Source organism: Serratia sp. TSA_198.1 (assembly GCF_052686505.1).
The window spans coordinates 43,277-60,741 of the sequence record NZ_JBQZFP010000007.1 but is presented as its reverse complement, the minus strand read 5'-3'; the positions used below and the strand labels follow the sequence as shown (position 1 = coordinate 60,741).

Genomic DNA, 17,465 nt, shown 5'->3' with positions numbered 1-17,465 from the left:
GTTTTAGGCGGTTTTTCGTTACGATCTGAGAGATAGTCCACGGAAAAAAGCAAGCGTGCAAACGGGCAAAACCGGCAGGTGCAGGGTGCACCCGCCGATACGAGGTGTTACTTAGTGCAACTGTTCGCTTTCGCCGGTGTTACCGGTGTACAGCGCTGCAACATCCACGGCGTCAAAGACATAGTGATTGCCGCAGTAGTCACAGTGCATATCGATATTGCCGTCCTGCTCCAGCATTTGAGCCACTTCTTCGGCCGGCAGCGTAATCAGGGCGTCAGCGCAGCGCTGGCGTGAACAGGTGCAACGGAAGATCACGTCCTGCGGTTCGTAGAGGGTGACTTCTTCCTGATGGTACAGGCGATACAGCACCTCATTGGCCGGCAGGCCGAACAGTTCTTCGCTTTTCACCGTGTTGGTCAGTTGCACCAGATGATCGAAATCATCGGCATTGCCGTCTTGCGCCGGCAGTACCTGCAACAGCATACCGCCCGCAGCCGGTTTGTCTTCTGACTCGCCGGTACGAATGAACAGGCGGGTTGGCAACTGTTCGGACTGGCGGAAGTAGGCTTCAAGGCATTCGGCCAGAGTTTCGCCTTCCAGCGCGACCACGCCCTGATAGCGTTCGCCTTCGGTAGGCGCGATGGTGATCACCATGACGCCGTTGCCAATCATCTGATGCAGCGTGCTGTCGTCGGCAATGTCGCTTTGCACGCGCGCCACGCCCCGCATTTCCTGGTGATTGTTGCCGTTAATCACCGCCAGCTTCAGTGGACCGTCGCCCTGCACTTGCACGGTGATGTCGCCGTCGAACTTCAGGGTTGCCGTCAGCAGGCTGGTGGCGACCAGCAGTTCACCCAACAGCTTTTGTACCGGTGCCGGGTAGTCGTGATTGTTCAGAACCTGCTGATAGGTTTCGCTGACGGTAACCAGCTCACCGCGCACCGCGTAGTTTTCAAACAGGTAACGGTGCAATTGGTCATGGTTGGACATAGTTTTCTCTCATTGCGGCGAGGGGTTATTCCTGCTCACCAAATTTAAATTTAATCAGGTCGCGCCGCTCCTTCTTGTCCGGACGGCGGTCCGGGTGCGGCATGGTCAACGCATTCATCTTGCGCGCGATCGCCATTTTCTCTCGGTTGGCGATACTGGCCTCGGTTTCCTGATACATTTGCTGCGCCTCGTCGGCGCCGCGCCGTTGGCCGGTGAGGGCCAGCACGATCACCGTGCGTTCTTCATTGCCCTGGCGCAGTCTGATCTCTGCATCGATCTCGACAATTTTGCTCGGCTTGCCGCGCTGTCCGTTGTAATGCACCTTGCCGCCGTCGATCATGTCCCGCGCCAGCGCGCGAGTCTTATAGAAACGAGCCGCCCAGAGCCATTTGTCCAGCCGGACCGCGTCGTCCCGCGTTGCTTTTTCTTTCATCGTTTGCCCTTTTCCAGCGCCGGTATCAACAGGCGGTAGTCGCGCATCGACGGATAGTGCCGGAAGGTTTTCTCCGCCATGCTGGAGTCCGGGTTCTGTACGCCCAGGCAGTAGCGAATGCCAAAACTGCGGGCGGCGTCCAAAATAGGCTCGCCGTCATCGATAAACAGCGTGCGCTGCGGATCAAAACCGGTGTGCTGCTGAACGGCCTGCCACAAACGCTGATCTTCTTTCGGATAACCAAATGTGTGGGTGGAAAGCAATAAATCAAGGTGCTTATCCAAACCGGTATGCTCGATTTTTACCGCCAGGCTGTGCGGATGGGCATTGGTCAGCAAAATAGTCTGATGGCCGGCCGCACGTAAGGCTTGTAAAAAGGGTTCGGTATCCTCGCGCAGACGAGCGCGGTTGCCCACTTCGCTGGTCATGCGATAAATGTCCAGATCGAGCCGTTCGCTCCAGTAATCGAAACAATACCAATTCATGGTGTGCTGCACCGCCACATATTCCTGATGAATAATCTGGCTTGCTTCGTCGAGCGGGATAGCGCGTTGTTCGCTTAATGCCTGTGGCACGAGACGCAACCAAAAATGGCTGTCGAACTCCAGATCGAGCAGGGTGCCGTCCATATCCAGCAGGACGGTGTCGATCTCATGCCAGTCAAACTCGGGAACCATGAAAACTCCATAGGCGAACCGTCGGCGGTCCGCAGGATAAGGATAATAGCGTTAGCGTAGCATAAGCTGATGACAGGGCCGAAATCGGCGAGTGACTCAGGCCATCGGCCGCAATGACATTGGGGTAAGCTGCGGGTTAAAGCAACTTTCGTAGTAGCGCTGGATATCGGCGATACGGTGCTGGTTGAGACGATAGCGCTGCGCAAACCGCCAGGCGTTGTAACCCAGAATGGCCGTGACCGCCAGCAACAGCAGGCTGGTGCCCAGATAGCGCCACAGGGTGATCATATCCGGTTCGCTATGCAGCGCGATGTGGCGGGTGCCGTTGGCGTCGACGCTGATGTTGGTGATGACGCCCTGGGCTTCGAATGGCGTATGCAACAACATGCCGGCAAGGCGTTGCAGTTCATTCCACTGCTCAAGCGCATTGTATTCGTTTAACGGCACTGCCGGCTGCGGGTGGTTCACCAACTGTTTGCCTTCATCGCTGCTGATCAGGAAACCGCCCGGTGGCGGGCTGTTAAGCGCCGCTGCGGCCTGCCGGGTTTCGTTGTACACGAACGAGGAGGCGGCAACTTTGGTCAGGCTTTCCAGCGATTCGGCGCTCACCGGCCGCAGCAGGACGTTAACCCCTTGCAGCGAGCCTGATTTGGCGCGCTTCACCAGGGTATTCCAGTTTTTGACGTTGCCCAGGTTCACCAGCGCATTCTTGAGCCGGACACAGTCATTTTCCGCTTGGCACAGATCCTGCGTTTTCAGCACGATACCGGAAAAATCATCCAGCAGTATCATGCCTGACTTTTCAATTGCGCTGGCCAGTTGCGGGTTGAGCTTCTGTTCGGCAACTTCAGGATGCAACTGGGTATTCACCGTCGCCAGCAACGCCGAGGCCTTGTCGATGACTTCCGACTCGGGTTGCGGCAGCGGTGCGGCGGTGTTCCAGTAAATTCCCGAGCAGTCGAAAGGCATGAAGTTGGAGGCGTTCGTGCCGTTGGCCTGCGGTGGAACATAGCACATACCGTTACCCTGGGCTTTCAACTGGTCCCCGATGCGCAAGGTTGTGCCTTCCAACGCTTGCACATTGGTCACCTCAATTTTTTGCGCGCCTTGCAGCCAGGCCGTACTCAGCTTCAGCGGCAGGCTCAGCGGGATGTAGGTCAGCAGTAACACCAGTATCAGCAATGAACTGGCCATCAGAACCGCGTTTTTCCCCCATTGCTGCAGCGGGAAGTTTTTCACTTCATCGTGCAACGAAAGGAACCGCCCCTGACGCACCACCTGACGGTTAAGATAGATATCTACGTCGGTGGTTTTCCCCAGATCCTGGGTGATGTAAGGCTGCCAGTGCGGCGGGTAAATCAAATCGATGATACCGAGCGAGATGTTGCTTATCTGCCCCTGATTGGATTCGCCAAACAGTCCCCAGCGTTTTGGGGTGCCGCGCAGGCAGTGCACTTCTTTCAGTTCACGCGCGGCCGGCTGGCGGAACAGGTTCCAGCAACCCCAGGCGATGGTCAGCACGGCGACGAAAATCATCCAGGGGATGACCAACACCGGGCTTATCAGGCTGAAAAACAGCAACAGCAGGGCGGCGGAGATGATGCCGGCTTCCTTGATGCCGTTCGGGCGATTCAGCGTGTGTTCTTCGGGGGTTTCCTTGCGGATGTTCACCAACTCGACGTGTTCGCTTTCTTCCTTGCGGATCGAGGCGTTTTTGGTTGGCGTTGCCGTCACTACCGGCGGTTGCGGCCGATCGTGGATATGATCTTTCAGCGAATGCCCATTGAGTGAAATGACCAGTGGCAGAGTCTGGGTTTTTATCACTTCCACGTGGTTATCGGCGCTGATGTATTGTTCCCAGAACGGCGGCAGATGCACTTCTTCGGCATCGAGATAATAGCGCCACTTATTGGGTTCATCGCTGGCCAGCCCATAGCGGGTAATGGCGTGGGTAACGGGATAAACGTTATCGCTCTGCGGGGTCAGCGCCAGTTTGGCGGACGGCAGCGACGGGCTGCTGCCGGGCAACAGCTTGTTGCTGAGCATATTCTGCAGGCTGAGGTAGTGCTCAACAGCCATGCGTTCTTCGCCGGACAGTTTGCGGTGCGTGGGTTTGATAAAGGGCAGGGCACGTGTCAGCATCGGCTGATTGCGGGCTTTAAACCAAAGATACAGGCCGGCGGCAATCAGGCAGGCAAGCACTAAGGCCAATATCAACACTATTGTGCTCATGCTATCCCCATCTTGCACCCGTGAACCTCACCAACCTGATGAAACGTTGAATATTATACGGAGTAAACGGCCGGCAGGCACTTAGAACAATGAGGGAGGAACAGATTTTCTGTCGCGATCTCATTTATCGATGCAATATATCTGCTCAGTTGCCGTGTCTCCTCTACGCGATGATAGCAACCGGGGGTAGCGGTCGATATCGGCATTATCCTATTTTAATGCTCTCTTTTTGCTGAATGGGTACAGAAAATCGGCGGGTAGCTGGCTAGGCTTGTTAAAAAAAAGTAAATTACAGCTTGTGCTCGTTGCGACAAAGGTTCTCATTAACGCACAATGTGATCAAGATCGAATTTGGTCAGCGTTTGAGCGCATCTGCGCCACGCCAATCATTATTCTGGGTATCCGCGTCATCATCTCTGATGCTGTGGCGCACCGCCGGATAACTCATTTGAGGCAATCATGGATAAACACCTGCAAAAACCTAAAATTCTGAAAGTGGAAACGGTCGCACGTTCGCGTTTATTTAACGTTGAGTCGGTCGATCTGGAGTTCAGTAACGGTGTACGGCGGGTGTATGAGCGGATGCGGCCTTCGGAAAGGGAAGCCGTGATGATTGTCCCGGTGATTGGCGACGACCTGCTGCTGATCCGCGAATATGCGGTGGGCACCGAATCTTACGAGCTGGGTTTCCCCAAAGGGTTGATCGACCCGGGTGAAGGCGTGCTGGAGGCGGCCAACCGCGAACTGATGGAAGAGGTGGGGTTTGGCGCAAAACGCTTCGATTTCCTCAGCCAACTGACCATGGCGCCGTCCTATTTTTCCAGCAAAATGAATATCGTGTTGGCGAACGATCTCTATCTGCAGAGCCTGGAAGGCGACGAGCCTGAACCCTTGCCGCAGGTGCGTTGGCCGATAGCCGACATGATGTCATTGCTGGCGGAGCCGGATTTCCGCGAGGCGCGCAATGTCAGTGCACTGTTCCTCACCGAGGCATTTCTGCGCGGCTCGCGCTAGGCATCAATCCCCTATCTCCGCGATAAAAAAAGGGCCAGATTTCTCTGGCCCTTCTCTATTAGAACAGCTCGTGGCTTTCGCCGCCGGGGTCCGTCAACGTAGTGCCGGTATCCCGCGTCGGGTAGCTTGTCGGCTGAGTACCTTCGATAAAGTATTCAGAGCGACTGCCGCCGCCGCCGCCGGAAAGCTTGCCGCTGCTTTTGTCGATGGTGACGCTGATAATACCCGGCGGTGGGGTGACTTTTTGCTCCGGAATGCCTTCCAGCGCGATTTTCATAAAATCATCCCATGCCGGTTGCGCGCTCTTCGCACCGCCTTCACCGCCGGAGATTTGATCTTCGATGGCACCGGAAGCCGTTGCACGGCCGAGGTCACGGCGATGATCATCGAAACCAATCCATACCGACGTGACGGTATCGGGGCCATAGCCGGAGAACCAGGCGTCTTTTGAACTGTTGGTGGTCCCGGTTTTGCCGCCGATATCATGCCGCTTCAAATCGCGTCCGGCGCGCCAGGCGGTCCCCATCCAACCCGGTTCGCCAAAGATGTTGCTGTTCAGCGCATCGTGCATCAGGAACGCCAACTGGGTACTGATGACATGCGGCGCATATTGCTGATCGCCATCTTGCTGCACCTGAGCCGGCGTAACCTGTTCCAGTTGCGGCATAGGTACGTTACCGTTACCGCCTTCCTGCGATGTCGCGACGTTTTCGACGTTATCGTCGGAAAGCACGGCGGAACGGTGGGTATCGCCATAAATCACCGGCAGATTACAGCTGTCGCAGACCACTTTGGGTCTGGTTTCAAACACGGTATTGCCGGTTTCATCTTCGATTTTGGTGATGAAATAGGGGTCGACCAGATAACCGCCGTTCGCCAGTACCGCATAACCGCGCACCAGTTGCATCGGGGTGAACGAAGCCGAACCCAGCGCCAGCGATTCGGTGTGCACGATGTTTTGCGCCGGGAAACCGAAACGTTGCAGATATTCCGCCGCGTAGTCGACACCCATTGCACGCATGGCGCGCACCATCACTACGTTCTTCGACTGTCCCAACCCCTGACGCAGGCGAATAGGGCCGTCGTAGGTTGGCGGTGAGTTCTTCGGCCGCCAGTCAGTACCGGCACCGGCATCCCAGCGGGTGACCGGCAGATCGTTCAGGATAGTGGCCAGGGTCAGGCCTTTGTCCATCGCTGCGGTGTACAGGAACGGCTTGATGTTGGAGCCGACCTGACGCAGCGCCTGGGTAACGCGGTTGAATTTGCTCTGATTGAAGTCAAACCCGCCGACCAACGCTTTCACGGCGCCATCATTCGGGTTGATCGACACCAACGCCGAGTTGACGTCCGGCACCTGTGACAGCCACCAGCTTTCGTTCACCTTGCGTACCCACACCTGCTGGCCGGCCTGCACCACGTCGGTCACGCGTTTTGGCGTTGGGCCTTGCTGCGTATCGGACTTGAACGGCCGTGCCCAGCGCATGGTGGCCAGTGGCAAGGCAACATTGCTGCCATCGGCCAACATGGCCGTCGCTTCATCGGCGGTCGCTTTGGTAATCACCGCAGGCGCCAGCGGGCCATAATTCGGCAGGTTTTTCAGTGAATCGACGATCTGTTTTTGATCCCAGGCCGCCTCACCCACTTTCCACAGCACGTTGGACGGGCCGCGGTAGCCGTGACGCATGTCATACGCCAGCACGTTGTTACGTACCGACTCCTGTGCCGCCAACTGCAGCTTTTTGGTGACGGTGGTATAGACCTTGTAACCGTCGGTATAGGCGTTCTCACCGTAACGCTTGATCATCTCCTGACGCACCATCTCGGAGAGATAGGGTGCGGAGAAGTTGATTTCCGGCGCATGGTAGTTGGCCACCAGATCTTCGCTACGAGCCTGATCGTACTGAGCCTGGGTGATGTAATGCTCATCCAGCATGCGCGACAGCACCACATTGCGGCGAGCCACGGCGCGATCGTGCGAGTAAAGCGGGTTGAAGGTTGATGGCGCCTTAGGCAAACCGGCGATGGTCGCCATTTCGCTCAAGGTCAGTTGGCTGACGTCTTTGCCGAAGTAGACCTGCGCTGCAGCGCCCACGCCGTAAGCGCGGTAACCCAGGTAGATCTTGTTCAGATACAGCTCGAGGATTTCGTCTTTGGTCAGCATCTGTTCGATGCGTACCGCCAGGAAGGCTTCCTTGATCTTGCGCATCAGGGTGCGTTCCGGGCTTAAAAAGAAGTTTCTCGCCAACTGTTGGGTAATGGTACTCGCCCCCTGTGACGCATGGCCGGAGACCAGTGCAATAGAGGCGGCACGGAAGATACCGACCGGATCGACGCCGTGATGCTCATAGAAACGGCTGTCTTCGGTGGCGATAAACGCATGCACCATGACCGGCGGAATTTGGTTCAGCTTCAGCGGAATACGACGTTTTTCACCGTATTGGGCGATCAGTTCGCCATCGGCGCTGTAAACCTGCATCGGTATCTGCAGCCGTACGTCTTTCAGCGTTGCAACGTCAGGCAGCTGTGGCTCGACATATTTGTACAAGCCAAAAATCGAGGCTGCCCCCAACACGATGCAACACACTGCAAGGATTAGTAAATACTTTACGAACTTCACCTGAGATTTCCCATTTTCATGTCATTTGGGCAGTTTATAAACAACCGCGCGGTAGTATAAAGGCAAGCCTGCAACATGGATATGTTCTTTTATCATCTGACGATATGGAGGTCGGGCGAAATATGTTATCTCAAGCATGGCAGGTGGGGCTGGATATACAAAGTAACCGCATTTGCGCCCTGGCGGCACAGCGCCGCCGCAACGGTTGGCAACTACGTCACTGGTGGCAGCAAACGCTGCCGCAAGCGGTGCTGCGCGAGGGGTGTCTCGAACAACCCGAGGTGCTGACTCACGCACTGCGGCAATGGCGAGTCCAGTTGCCAAGACATATTTGCTTACGCATTGCTTTGCCTGCCCAGCGAGTTTTGCAGCATCTGATGCCGATGCCGGATGCCAGGCTGAAAGAGCCGGCGCGCGGTGATTATATTACCCGTCATGGCCTGAAGCAGTTCCCGCTGGATAGCCAGACATTGGCGCTGGACTACCGCCAATCTCCGCCTGACTCTGCCGCTTTGTTGCTCACCGCCGCGCGCCAGCAAGAGTTGCAGCAATGGTTGCATTGTTTGCGTCAGGCCAATTTACGGCCGCAGGTGGTCGACATCACTCCTTGTGCCTTGCACATGATGGCATTTGCCGCAGGCGTACCGGCTGAAGCCGGTTTGCTGCACCGCCTCGATCGGGAGTGGCTGTGGACCGCGCCGCGCCGCGCGGCCTTTGCCTATGGCATTTTGCCTGAGGGCGAGGCAAGCCAGGCGCTGGCGGCGATGCATGCAGCCTGCCCGTCAATCGGTGAGCAGCCGATTTATTACAGCAGCGTGGTGGACGAGCCGCCTCCTCAGGGGTGTTTGCCATGGTCACCGTTCAGCGCGTTCAACCAATTGCGGCCCCCGTTACCCCGATTGCCGGGGGCATTTGTGTTGGCAGGGGGGCTGGCGCTGCGCAGCGGGGACAGCTGATGTATCAGGTCAACCTTCTGCCCTGGCGCAGGCTGGCCCAGCGCCGCCGCTGTGCCTTCTGGTTACGAATTTTCGTCTTGCAACTGGCGTTGATGCTGGCGGCAATGGCGGTTGTTTTTGGCCTGATGAGTCATCAACAAACACAGCGGCATGAGGCTTTGTCGACGCTGTCCCGGCAACAGGCGGCGTTGGCGGAACGCTATCAGCAACTCCAGCAGGCGATGGCGCGTTTGGCTCGCTTAACCGCGCAGGCGGATCAGCAGGAGAAGAACCAGGCGCACAACCGGCGTTATCTGCAGCTGTTACAGCAGTTCGCGGTCATTCTTCCAGCGCCGATGTGGCTGACCTCGTTGGAAAGCAACGCACAACATATCACGCTGCGGGGCCTCAGCCGCCGATATGGGGCTGTCGTCCAGTTTGAGCGGCAACTGGCGGCACTGCCGCTATTGCAGAGCTGCCGGTTGGCGGACGTGGTACAGCGCCAGGATGGCCTGTTCTCATTCACTCTGATGGCGCAATGGGGGCTGAATGGATAAGCCGTTGCCACTCTGGACAAGGTACTGGCTGAACCTGCCGGGTTGGAAGCTGCTGGTTGCGCAGGGGGTGGTGTTGGGCTGCCTGGCTTTGCTGCTCGGCATGCTTTTTCTGCACGAGAAATGGCAGCAGCGGGAGCGCACATTGGCGGAGCAACAGCGTCTGATTGAGCAGATTGAGCCGTTAAGACAGCAGTTGGCCCAGATGCCAACGTTGGAGGAGATTAATCTTCGCCTGCAGCAGAACGCGCTCAAGCCCGTCGCCCAGGGTGATTTGACGCAAGTGCTGCCGTTGGCGGGCGCTGCATTGCAACGCTGGCAGCAGCAGGAGAAATCGCAGCGTCAAACCCTGAGCCTGAACATTCATTACGGCGGTTTATTGCGGCTGCTGGAGGCGTTGCCTCCCGCATTTCGCATCGATCAAATAACCCTTGAAGCACAGGCTGACGATCTGACGGTGCACTTCGTTTTACACGACGCGCCGGCAGACGCCGCTCCGGTAAATGCGGATGAATAAAGGTTATGGGGTTTGGTGGCTGTTGCTGCCGTGGGCGTTGATGGCGCAACCGCGCAATCCCTTTATGCCGCCACCCGTGTCTGACTGCCTGACGCAGAGAGAATCGCCGGCAAACTGGCTTTTGAAGGGGACCGTCGGGCAGGCAGCGTCGCGCCATGCCTGGGTGGTCACGCCCGCAGGGCAGTGGTTGCGTTTAGAGTCTCGGCAAAGCCTGCTGGGGGGGCGCTGGCGAGTGGAACAGGTGTTTGAGGGGCGGCTGGTGTTGAAAGCGGGTCCTGAAGATCCGGCTTGTCCGGCGGCTGACAATACCCTGGTGCTGACATTGGGAAATCATAAGGAAGGAAAAAAATGAAAGGAGGCATTTGGCTGGGCGCGGTGCTGTGGAGTATTGCTGCCTCCGGCATGGCGACACAGAACAAGGAACCGATATCGATGGCGTTTCAGGACGCGCCGGTAACCCTGGTATTGCAGGCGCTGGCGGATTATCAGCAACTCAATGTGGTCACCGCGACTGGCGTGGGCGGCAACCTGACGTTGCGGTTGGATAACGTGTCCTGGCAGCAAGCGCTGGCGGTGATCCTGCGTATGGGAAAACTGTCGATGACGCTGGAAGGCAACGTCATGATGGTGTTTCCCGAACCGGATGAACAGGAGAAACAACGGCAACAGTTGGCTTTGGCGCAAAAGCAGCCGCTGGAAAGCGTAACCCTGACGTTAAATCATGCCGATGCGGTTGAGATTGCCGAAAATCTGAATGCCCAGGGCAGTATTTTGCTGAGCGAGCGCGGCAGCGTGGTGGCGGATAAACGTACTAACGCGCTGCTGATCCGCGATACTGCCCCAATCGTGGCGTTATTAACCAAGCGCATTGCGGAAATGGATGCACCGTTGGCGCAGGTACAGCTGGCGGCGCATATTGTCACCATTAACAGTGAAAGTTTGCGCGAGCTCGGCGTGCGTTGGGGCTTGGCCCCGGATGAAGGTGCTGCAAAGCCATTGCGGATGGGGGATTTTAACGTGAGCTTGCCGCTGGAACGCAGCGCGGTCAACGCCGGTTTCCACCTGGCGCGCATCGGCGGACGGCTGCTGGATCTGGAGCTAATGGCACTGGAGCAGGAGAACCGGGTTGAAATCATCGCCAGCCCGCGCTTGCTGACCGCGCATCAGCAAACTGCCAGCATTAAACAGGGTACGGAAATCCCGTATGAGGTGAAGAGCGGCAGCAGCGGGGCGACATCGATGGAGTTCAAGGAGGCTGTATTGGGCATGGAGGTGACGCCGAAAATTTTGCCGAACGGTCGCATTACGCTGACGCTGCAAATCAGCCAGAACATGCCCGGGCGTTCCATCAGCCGGGCGGATGGCGAGGCGCTGGCGATCGATAAGCAGGAGATCAAAACCCAGGTGACGGTGAAAGACGGTGAAACCATTGTATTGGGCGGCGTATTTCAGCGCCAGAGCGCTCAGGGGGCGGATAAGGTGCCGGGGCTCGGGGATATTCCACTGCTGGGTTCCTTGTTTAAACAGAGCACCAAACAGCATAAACGACGCGAGCTGGTGATATTCATTACTCCGACATTGATTAAGGCATGAGCAGCAAGCTGTCAGGTTCGGTGGAAATCGCCTAAAGTTGATGAGCAGATGCACTTTTTTCTCACCTTGGGGGCATCTGCGTTTGACGCTGCGGCCGATTTAGCTTACAAGGGTTACCGAATTGAGCACCGAGGTTTTTTGTTAACGCCAAGACGCCGTTAAAAACGTATGGTTTCCCTCCTGCGGCGTGGATTGCGATTTATTCGGTTGCCAAACTACCAAGAGTGTTGAGATAATTTTCCGTCTGATCTCGCACTATCGCTCATGAGGTTTCAGTTTAGGTCCCGCCGCTGATTTGATTGGCGGGGCGGGTTAACATTAACGAATAGTCTTAGTAATACCAAAAACATGGCAGAGAAACGCAATATCTTTCTGGTTGGGCCTATGGGTGCCGGCAAAAGCACTATTGGCCGTCAGTTAGCTCAGCAACTCAATATGGAGTTCTTCGACTCCGATCAAGAAATTGAGCGACGTACCGGAGCTGACGTGGGCTGGGTATTCGACGTGGAAGGTGAAGAAGGTTTCCGCGATCGTGAAGAAAAAGTCATTAATGAACTGACGGAAAAGCAAGGGATTGTGCTGGCTACCGGCGGTGGTTCGGTTAAATCGCGTGAAACGCGTAACCGTCTGTCGGCGCGTGGTGTCGTGGTTTATTTGGAAACCACCATCGAGAAGCAGTTGGCCCGCACTCAGCGCGACAAAAAGCGTCCGTTGTTGCAGGTTGATTCTCCTCCGCGCGAAGTGCTGGAAGCGTTGGCGAAAGAGCGCAATCCGTTATACGAAGAAATTGCAGATGTCACCATCCGCACCGACGATCAAAGCGCCAAAGTGGTTGCCAACCAGATTATCAATATGCTGGAAAGCAACTGATTGCGGTTTCCGTGTTCGCCACGGCAAATGCGGAAAGACTGATTGTGTTCCCCGCAACAGCGGGGATAAACCACACATTGAGAACTGAGCGCGACATGGAGAGAATTACCGTAACGCTTGGGGAGCGCAGCTACCCGATTACCATAGCCGCCGGATTGTTTAACGATCCGGCTTCTTTTATGCCGCTAAAGGCGGGTGAACAGGTCATGCTGGTCACCAACCAAACCTTGGCGCCGCTCTATCTGGACCGGGTCCGGAAGGTGCTTGAGCAGGCGGGCGTAATGGTGGATCAGGTGATTTTGCCTGATGGCGAACAGTATAAATCCCTTGCCGTGCTTGAGCAGGTGTTCTCGGCGCTGCTGCAAAAGCCTCACGGTCGCGATACCACATTGATCGCGCTCGGTGGCGGCGTGGTGGGCGATCTTACCGGTTTTGCCGCGGCTTGCTATCAGCGCGGTGTCCGCTTTATTCAGGTTCCTACCACCTTGCTTTCGCAGGTGGACTCTTCCGTTGGCGGCAAAACCGCCGTCAATCATCCGCTCGGTAAAAACATGATCGGCGCATTCTATCAGCCTGCTTCAGTGGTGGTTGATCTGGACTGCCTGAAAACCTTACCGGCGCGTGAGCTCTCCTCTGGCCTGGCTGAAGTGATCAAGTACGGGATCATTCTCGACAGTGATTTCTTCGTCTGGCTGGAAAACAACATCGATGCGTTGGTTGCGCTGGATATGAATGCCCTGGGCTATTGTATCCGCCGTTGCTGTGAACTGAAGGCCGAGGTGGTTGCCGCTGATGAACGCGAAAGCGGTCTGCGCGCGCTGCTGAATCTGGGCCATACTTATGGCCATGCGATTGAAGCAGAAATGGGCTATGGTGTATGGCTGCACGGTGAAGCCGTTGCCGCCGGCATGATGATGGCGGCGGAAACCGCGCATCGTCTCGGCCAGTTCTCCGCCGAGGATATTGAACGCATTAAAACACTGTTGTTGCGCGCGGGTTTACCGGTGTGCGGGCCGCAGGAAATGGCGCCGGAATCTTATTTGCCGCACATGATGCGCGACAAGAAAGTGTTGGCCGGCGAACTGCGTCTGGTACTGCCGACGGCCATTGGTCAGGCGGAAGTTCGTGGCGGAGTCGGGCATGATGTGGTGCTTGCTTCTATCGCGGCTTGCTTGCCTGAACGGAACGCCTGAGTAAATCGGACGAAGTAACAGTGGCTTAGCCGCTGTTTACATCTATATTAATAATGTGCAAAGCATGACTGATGTCGCTTTGCCATCTCGGGTTAATCTGCTCGTACCACGGTAGGTCTACGGTGGTGGGCTTTTGCCTCTAGTTGGAGGGTTTCAGATGGATGAGTTTAAACCGGAAGACGATCTCAGACCTGATAGCAGCGATCGTCGTCCTGCACGTTCGCGTAAACCGGCTCCGGGACCACGCTTTGCCGTTTCGCGTCAGCACTTGATGATTGGCATCGGTATTCTGGTGCTGCTGTTGCTGATTGTCGGTATCGGCTCGGCGTTGAAGGCGCCTACCAAGCATGAAGCGGCACAGGAAGGTGCGCAAAACGGCGCGGCCAAAGACATCAACCTGTCCGGTTCTTCGTCGCTGACCACCGGCAATACCGGTGTTCCAGGCGGCACGACCGATACCAATGACAATAACGGCGTGAGCAGCACTTCCGCGCAACAGCCGCAAAACGTCAGCGTTCCACCGATCTCCAGCACTCCGACAGAAGCGCAACCGCAGCCGGTGCAGGATGGCGCGCAGCAGCGTGTCGATCTGCCGGGCAATATGTCGGATGCGTTATCCGCTCAGCAGGGCCAGGTTGATGCGGCGACGCAGGGCATGAGCGGCCCGGCTTCAACGCTGCCTACGGCTCCGGCCACCCTGATGAACGGCGCCGCCGCTACCGTGGCTAAAGAAGCAACTCGCCCGGTTCAGGGCTCTGCGCCACAGCAACATAAGACACCGGCAAAAACCGTCAGTAAACCGGCGACGACGCAGCAACATAAAGCGCCAACCACGGTGTATACCCCGGCTCCTTCCGCTAAACCGGGAGCGGCAAGCAGCAAAACAGGCACGACGAGCGCCAAAGCGGACACGACGAGTGCCAAGGTGGGCGTTGTTAGCGGCAGCGGCAGTTCGTTGCAGTCTGCCCCGGCCAGCCACTATACCCTGCAGTTGAGCAGCGCTTCGCGTTCCGATACGTTGAACGCCTACGCCAAGCAGCAGAAACTGCAGAATTATCAGGTGTACGCGACCCAGCGTGACGGTAAAGCATGGTACGTGCTGGTGAGCGGTAATTACGCTTCTGCGGCTGAAGCCAAGCGCGCAATCGCGACGCTGCCGGCGGATGTTCAGGCGAAAAAACCGTGGGCCAAGCCTGTACGTCAGGTTCAGCAGGACCTGAAAAAGTAACCCAATAGATTTCAAGCTGCAGTCAGGGCATGGATTTCATGCATTGTAGGGATGTAGATGCTGCGGCCGTAGTAAGCGGGGCGAAGATTTTTGCCCTTACGGTGATGGGGGGCAAGTGTGCCGTGAGCAGATTTGCCCGCCCCCTGCGGTGGCTCCGAGAGGGGTAGGCTCATGGACAGGCCAAATAACTGCACGCAGTCGGCATTGCTGCAGCTTGAAAGATGAAGGGTATAATCATTTAAATTTGTGCGCTGATGTGCTGTCTGAAACAGAGTACAATCCGCCGCTCTGAATTGTATAAGTAGCTAACTGACGGCATGAAGAAAAACCGCGCTTTTTTAAAATGGGCTGGTGGAAAATACCCGCTGGTTGACGAGATTCGTCGTCATCTGCCGGCGGGCGACTGCTTAATCGAACCCTTCGTGGGTGCGGGTTCAGTCTTCCTGAACACGGAGTACGACGCCTATATTCTCGCCGACATCAACAGCGATCTTATCAACCTGTATAACATCGTTAAGCTGCGTACGGATGATTTCGTGCGCGATGCCCGCCTTCTTTTCACCGATGAATTCAATCAATCGGATCGCTTTTACCTGCTGCGCGAAGAGTTTAATACCAGTGCCGATGCCTATCGCCGCGCGCTGCTGTTTCTCTATCTGAACCGCCACTGTTATAACGGCCTGTGCCGGTATAATCTGCGTGGAGAGTTCAACGTCCCGTTTGGACGTTACAAGAAACCGTACTTCCCGGAAGAAGAGCTGTACTGGTTCGCTGAAAAATCCCGCAACGCCACTTTTGTCTGCGAGCATTACCGCGATACCATGGCAAAAGCCGAGCGCGGGACGGTGATATATTGCGATCCGCCGTATGCGCCATTATCGGCGACGGCGAATTTTACCGCTTACCACACCAACAGCTTCAGCATTGCCGATCAGCAAAGCCTGGCGTTAATGGCGCATCAGCTTTCTGTGGAAAGCCAGGTGCCGGTATTGATTTCCAACCATGACACCGAGCTGACGCGTGACTGGTACCAGCATGCCGCGTTGTACGTGGTGAAAGCGCGCCGCACCATCAGCCGTAATATTCTTGGTCGCAGTAAAGTGAACGAGCTTTTGGCGCTCTATCGTTAAACCGGGGTACGCCCCGGCGTATATGCCCGGCGGATTTCAGGTGCAGCCAACCACGCTGTGGCTTGAAACGCGAAGGGTATAACAATTCGAACCCTACGTTTGGAGATTGCGGATGAAAAAGTTTTTAATTGCCCCGTCCATTCTGTCGGCAGATTTTGCCCGGTTAGGTGAAGATACCGCTAACGTGCTGGCCGCAGGCGGCGACGTGGTGCACTTCGACGTGATGGATAACCACTACGTTCCCAATCTGACCATCGGGCCGATGGTTTGCCAGGCGCTGCGCGACTATGGCATCACCGCGCCGATTGACGTGCATCTGATGGTGAAACCGGTCGATCGCATCGTCCCGGATTTCGCTGCGGCGGGCGCCAACTATATCTCTTTCCATCCGGAAGCCTCCGAACACGTCGATCGCACCATTCAACTGATTAAAGAGCACGGCTGCAAGGCCGGCCTGGTCTTCAACCCGGCGACGCCGTTGAGCTACCTGGATTACGTCATGGATAAAGTCGACGTGATCCTGCTGATGTCGGTCAACCCGGGCTTTGGCGGCCAGTCGTTTATCCACGGTACGCTGGATAAGCTGCGCCAGGTGCGCAAGCTGATTGACGACAGTGGCCGTGATATCCGTCTGGAAGTCGATGGCGGCGTGAAAGTAGACAATATCGCCGAGATTGCAGCGGCGGGCGCGGATATGTTTGTCGCCGGTTCAGCGATCTTCGGCAAGCCGGATTACCGCAAGGTGATCGACGAGATGCGCAGCGAACTGGCGAAAGTGACTCATGGCTGATTTCAGCGCGATCCGCGCTCTGGCCTTCGATCTCGACGGCACGCTGGTAGACAGCGCGCCGGGGTTGGCGGCAGCCATCGATCTGGCTCTGGCCGAAATGGGCCTGCCGCAGGCCGGCGAAGCCCGCGTGGGGACCTGGATTGGCAATGGCGCCGACGTGCTGGTGCAGCGTGCGCTGCGTTGGGCTGAAGTGGAAGCCACGCCGGAACACAACAGTCAGTTGCGTGAGCGCTTCGATCACTTCTACGCGCAAACCGTCGACAGCGGCAGCCGCCTGTTCCCACAGGTGAAAGAAACGTTGGCCCGCCTGGCCGCACAGGGTTATCCGATGGCGCTGGTGACCAACAAACCGACGCCGTTTGTTGCGCCGTTACTGACCGCGTTGGGCATTATCGATTATTTCTCGCTGATCATCGGCGGTGACGACGTGGTGGAAAAGAAACCGCATCCGGCGCCGCTGTATCTGGTGCTCGGCAAGCTTGGTCTGCGCGCCAATGAGCTGTTGTTCGTGGGCGATTCGCGCAACGATATTCAGGCGGCACAGGGGGCGGGTTGCCCAAGCGCTGCGCTGACCTACGGTTATAACTACGGCGAGGCTATTGCCCTGAGCCATCCCGACCGCGTGTTGGAGCGCTTTGCCGATTTGTTGCCCTCTCTTGGGCTGTCATCTTTAGAGAATCAGGAAATTTAAA

At 56.6% G+C, this 17,465-nt stretch carries 17 protein-coding genes; 12 read left to right on the top strand and 5 right to left on the bottom strand.

Going from position 1 to position 17,465, the window contains the following annotated elements; all coding sequences use genetic code 11:
• Positions 1 to 111 precede the first annotated feature (111 nt).
• From hslO to ACUTSW_RS21840, 4 genes are all read right to left on the bottom strand, one after another.
• The gene (hslO, locus tag ACUTSW_RS21855) at positions 112 to 990 is read right to left on the bottom strand and encodes an Hsp33 family molecular chaperone HslO (protein WP_445585344.1); all 879 of its coding nucleotides are present in this window, start codon (positions 988 to 990) and stop codon (positions 112 to 114) included.
• 25 nt (positions 991 to 1,015) lie between these two features.
• Positions 1,016 to 1,423 carry a ribosome-associated heat shock protein Hsp15 gene (gene hslR / locus ACUTSW_RS21850; RefSeq protein ID WP_004951342.1) on the bottom strand — a complete coding sequence of 136 codons (408 nt, stop codon included), beginning with the start codon at positions 1,421 to 1,423 and terminating at the stop codon, positions 1,016 to 1,018.
• Positions 1,420 to 2,100 (bottom strand): GMP/IMP nucleotidase, encoded by a 681-nt coding sequence (gene yrfG / locus ACUTSW_RS21845; protein ID WP_004951339.1) that lies wholly within the window; start codon positions 2,098 to 2,100, stop codon positions 1,420 to 1,422. The genes hslR and yrfG overlap by 4 nt, the downstream gene beginning before the upstream one ends.
• A gap of 96 nt (positions 2,101 to 2,196) precedes the next feature.
• The gene (locus tag ACUTSW_RS21840) at positions 2,197 to 4,332 is read right to left on the bottom strand and encodes an intracellular growth attenuator family protein (protein ID WP_445585343.1); all 2,136 of its coding nucleotides are present in this window, start codon (positions 4,330 to 4,332) and stop codon (positions 2,197 to 2,199) included.
• A 459-nt stretch (positions 4,333 to 4,791) separates the two neighbouring features.
• Between ACUTSW_RS21840 and nudE the strand changes: the two genes are divergently transcribed.
• Positions 4,792 to 5,346, top strand: a complete 555-nt coding sequence (nudE, locus tag ACUTSW_RS21835; RefSeq protein WP_004951335.1) for an ADP compounds hydrolase NudE — start codon at positions 4,792 to 4,794, stop codon at positions 5,344 to 5,346.
• 58 nt (positions 5,347 to 5,404) lie between these two features.
• Here the strand turns inward: nudE and mrcA are convergent, their stop codons facing one another.
• Positions 5,405 to 7,963, bottom strand: a complete 2,559-nt coding sequence (mrcA, locus tag ACUTSW_RS21830) for a peptidoglycan glycosyltransferase/peptidoglycan DD-transpeptidase MrcA (protein ID WP_445585342.1) — start codon at positions 7,961 to 7,963, stop codon at positions 5,405 to 5,407.
• A gap of 122 nt (positions 7,964 to 8,085) precedes the next feature.
• Between mrcA and pilM the strand changes: the two genes are divergently transcribed.
• The 11 genes from pilM (at position 8,086) to ACUTSW_RS21775 (ending at position 17,464) form a co-directional block, all read left to right on the top strand.
• A complete protein-coding gene (pilM, locus tag ACUTSW_RS21825) occupies positions 8,086 to 8,919 on the top strand; it encodes a pilus assembly protein PilM (RefSeq protein WP_445585341.1) in 834 nt (277 codons plus the stop codon).
• Entirely contained in the window at positions 8,919 to 9,455 is a 537-nt protein-coding gene (locus tag ACUTSW_RS21820; RefSeq protein ID WP_445585340.1) for a PilN domain-containing protein, read from the top strand. Before pilM ends, ACUTSW_RS21820 begins: the two co-directional genes overlap by 1 nt.
• Positions 9,448 to 9,969, top strand: a complete 522-nt coding sequence (locus ACUTSW_RS21815; RefSeq protein WP_445585339.1) for a hypothetical protein — start codon at positions 9,448 to 9,450, stop codon at positions 9,967 to 9,969. Before ACUTSW_RS21820 ends, ACUTSW_RS21815 begins: the two co-directional genes overlap by 8 nt.
• Complete coding sequence (locus tag ACUTSW_RS21810) at positions 9,962 to 10,321, top strand: hypothetical protein (RefSeq protein ID WP_445585338.1); 360 nt, start codon at positions 9,962 to 9,964, stop codon at positions 10,319 to 10,321. The genes ACUTSW_RS21815 and ACUTSW_RS21810 overlap by 8 nt, the downstream gene beginning before the upstream one ends.
• A complete protein-coding gene (gene hofQ, locus ACUTSW_RS21805; protein ID WP_445585337.1) occupies positions 10,318 to 11,562 on the top strand; it encodes a DNA uptake porin HofQ in 1,245 nt (414 codons plus the stop codon). Before ACUTSW_RS21810 ends, hofQ begins: the two co-directional genes overlap by 4 nt.
• A gap of 348 nt (positions 11,563 to 11,910) precedes the next feature.
• On the top strand, positions 11,911 to 12,432 hold the full coding sequence (aroK, locus tag ACUTSW_RS21800; protein ID WP_004391482.1) for a shikimate kinase AroK: 522 nt from the start codon (positions 11,911 to 11,913) through the stop codon (positions 12,430 to 12,432).
• A 95-nt stretch (positions 12,433 to 12,527) separates the two neighbouring features.
• Positions 12,528 to 13,625 (top strand): 3-dehydroquinate synthase, encoded by a 1,098-nt coding sequence (gene aroB / locus ACUTSW_RS21795; protein ID WP_004951314.1) that lies wholly within the window; start codon positions 12,528 to 12,530, stop codon positions 13,623 to 13,625.
• Between the two features lie 157 nt (positions 13,626 to 13,782).
• Positions 13,783 to 14,853, top strand: a complete 1,071-nt coding sequence (locus ACUTSW_RS21790; RefSeq protein WP_445585336.1) for an SPOR domain-containing protein — start codon at positions 13,783 to 13,785, stop codon at positions 14,851 to 14,853.
• A 317-nt stretch (positions 14,854 to 15,170) separates the two neighbouring features.
• Entirely contained in the window at positions 15,171 to 15,983 is an 813-nt protein-coding gene (gene dam / locus ACUTSW_RS21785; RefSeq protein WP_004951307.1) for an adenine-specific DNA-methyltransferase, read from the top strand.
• Positions 15,984 to 16,095: 112 nt separating this feature from the next.
• Positions 16,096 to 16,773 carry a ribulose-phosphate 3-epimerase gene (rpe, locus tag ACUTSW_RS21780; protein WP_004951304.1) on the top strand — a complete coding sequence of 226 codons (678 nt, stop codon included), beginning with the start codon at positions 16,096 to 16,098 and terminating at the stop codon, positions 16,771 to 16,773.
• Positions 16,766 to 17,464 carry a phosphoglycolate phosphatase gene (locus tag ACUTSW_RS21775; protein ID WP_004951303.1) on the top strand — a complete coding sequence of 233 codons (699 nt, stop codon included), beginning with the start codon at positions 16,766 to 16,768 and terminating at the stop codon, positions 17,462 to 17,464. Before rpe ends, ACUTSW_RS21775 begins: the two co-directional genes overlap by 8 nt.
• Position 17,465 lies beyond the last annotated feature (1 nt).

What these genes read in the sequence shown, in the direction of transcription:
- aroK (WP_004391482.1), top strand. Translation starts at nt 11,911, where the DNA reads ATGGCAGAGAAACGCAATATCTTTCTGGTTGGGCCTATGGGTGCCGGC.
- aroB (WP_004951314.1), top strand. Translation starts at nt 12,528, where the DNA reads ATGGAGAGAATTACCGTAACGCTTGGGGAGCGCAGCTACCCGATTACC.
- yrfG (WP_004951339.1), bottom strand. Translation starts at nt 2,100, where the DNA reads ATGGTTCCCGAGTTTGACTGGCATGAGATCGACACCGTCCTGCTGGAT.
- ACUTSW_RS21840 (WP_445585343.1), bottom strand. Translation starts at nt 4,332, where the DNA reads ATGAGCACAATAGTGTTGATATTGGCCTTAGTGCTTGCCTGCCTGATT.
- nudE (WP_004951335.1), top strand. Translation starts at nt 4,792, where the DNA reads ATGGATAAACACCTGCAAAAACCTAAAATTCTGAAAGTGGAAACGGTC.
- hslR (WP_004951342.1), bottom strand. Translation starts at nt 1,423, where the DNA reads ATGAAAGAAAAAGCAACGCGGGACGACGCGGTCCGGCTGGACAAATGG.
- ACUTSW_RS21815 (WP_445585339.1), top strand. Translation starts at nt 9,448, where the DNA reads ATGGATAAGCCGTTGCCACTCTGGACAAGGTACTGGCTGAACCTGCCG.
- ACUTSW_RS21790 (WP_445585336.1), top strand. Translation starts at nt 13,783, where the DNA reads ATGGATGAGTTTAAACCGGAAGACGATCTCAGACCTGATAGCAGCGAT.
- hslO (WP_445585344.1), bottom strand. Translation starts at nt 990, where the DNA reads ATGTCCAACCATGACCAATTGCACCGTTACCTGTTTGAAAACTACGCG.
- hofQ (WP_445585337.1), top strand. Translation starts at nt 10,318, where the DNA reads ATGAAAGGAGGCATTTGGCTGGGCGCGGTGCTGTGGAGTATTGCTGCC.
- pilM (WP_445585341.1), top strand. Translation starts at nt 8,086, where the DNA reads ATGTTATCTCAAGCATGGCAGGTGGGGCTGGATATACAAAGTAACCGC.
- ACUTSW_RS21820 (WP_445585340.1), top strand. Translation starts at nt 8,919, where the DNA reads ATGTATCAGGTCAACCTTCTGCCCTGGCGCAGGCTGGCCCAGCGCCGC.
- ACUTSW_RS21810 (WP_445585338.1), top strand. Translation starts at nt 9,962, where the DNA reads ATGAATAAAGGTTATGGGGTTTGGTGGCTGTTGCTGCCGTGGGCGTTG.
- dam (WP_004951307.1), top strand. Translation starts at nt 15,171, where the DNA reads ATGAAGAAAAACCGCGCTTTTTTAAAATGGGCTGGTGGAAAATACCCG.
- ACUTSW_RS21775 (WP_004951303.1), top strand. Translation starts at nt 16,766, where the DNA reads ATGGCTGATTTCAGCGCGATCCGCGCTCTGGCCTTCGATCTCGACGGC.
- rpe (WP_004951304.1), top strand. Translation starts at nt 16,096, where the DNA reads ATGAAAAAGTTTTTAATTGCCCCGTCCATTCTGTCGGCAGATTTTGCC.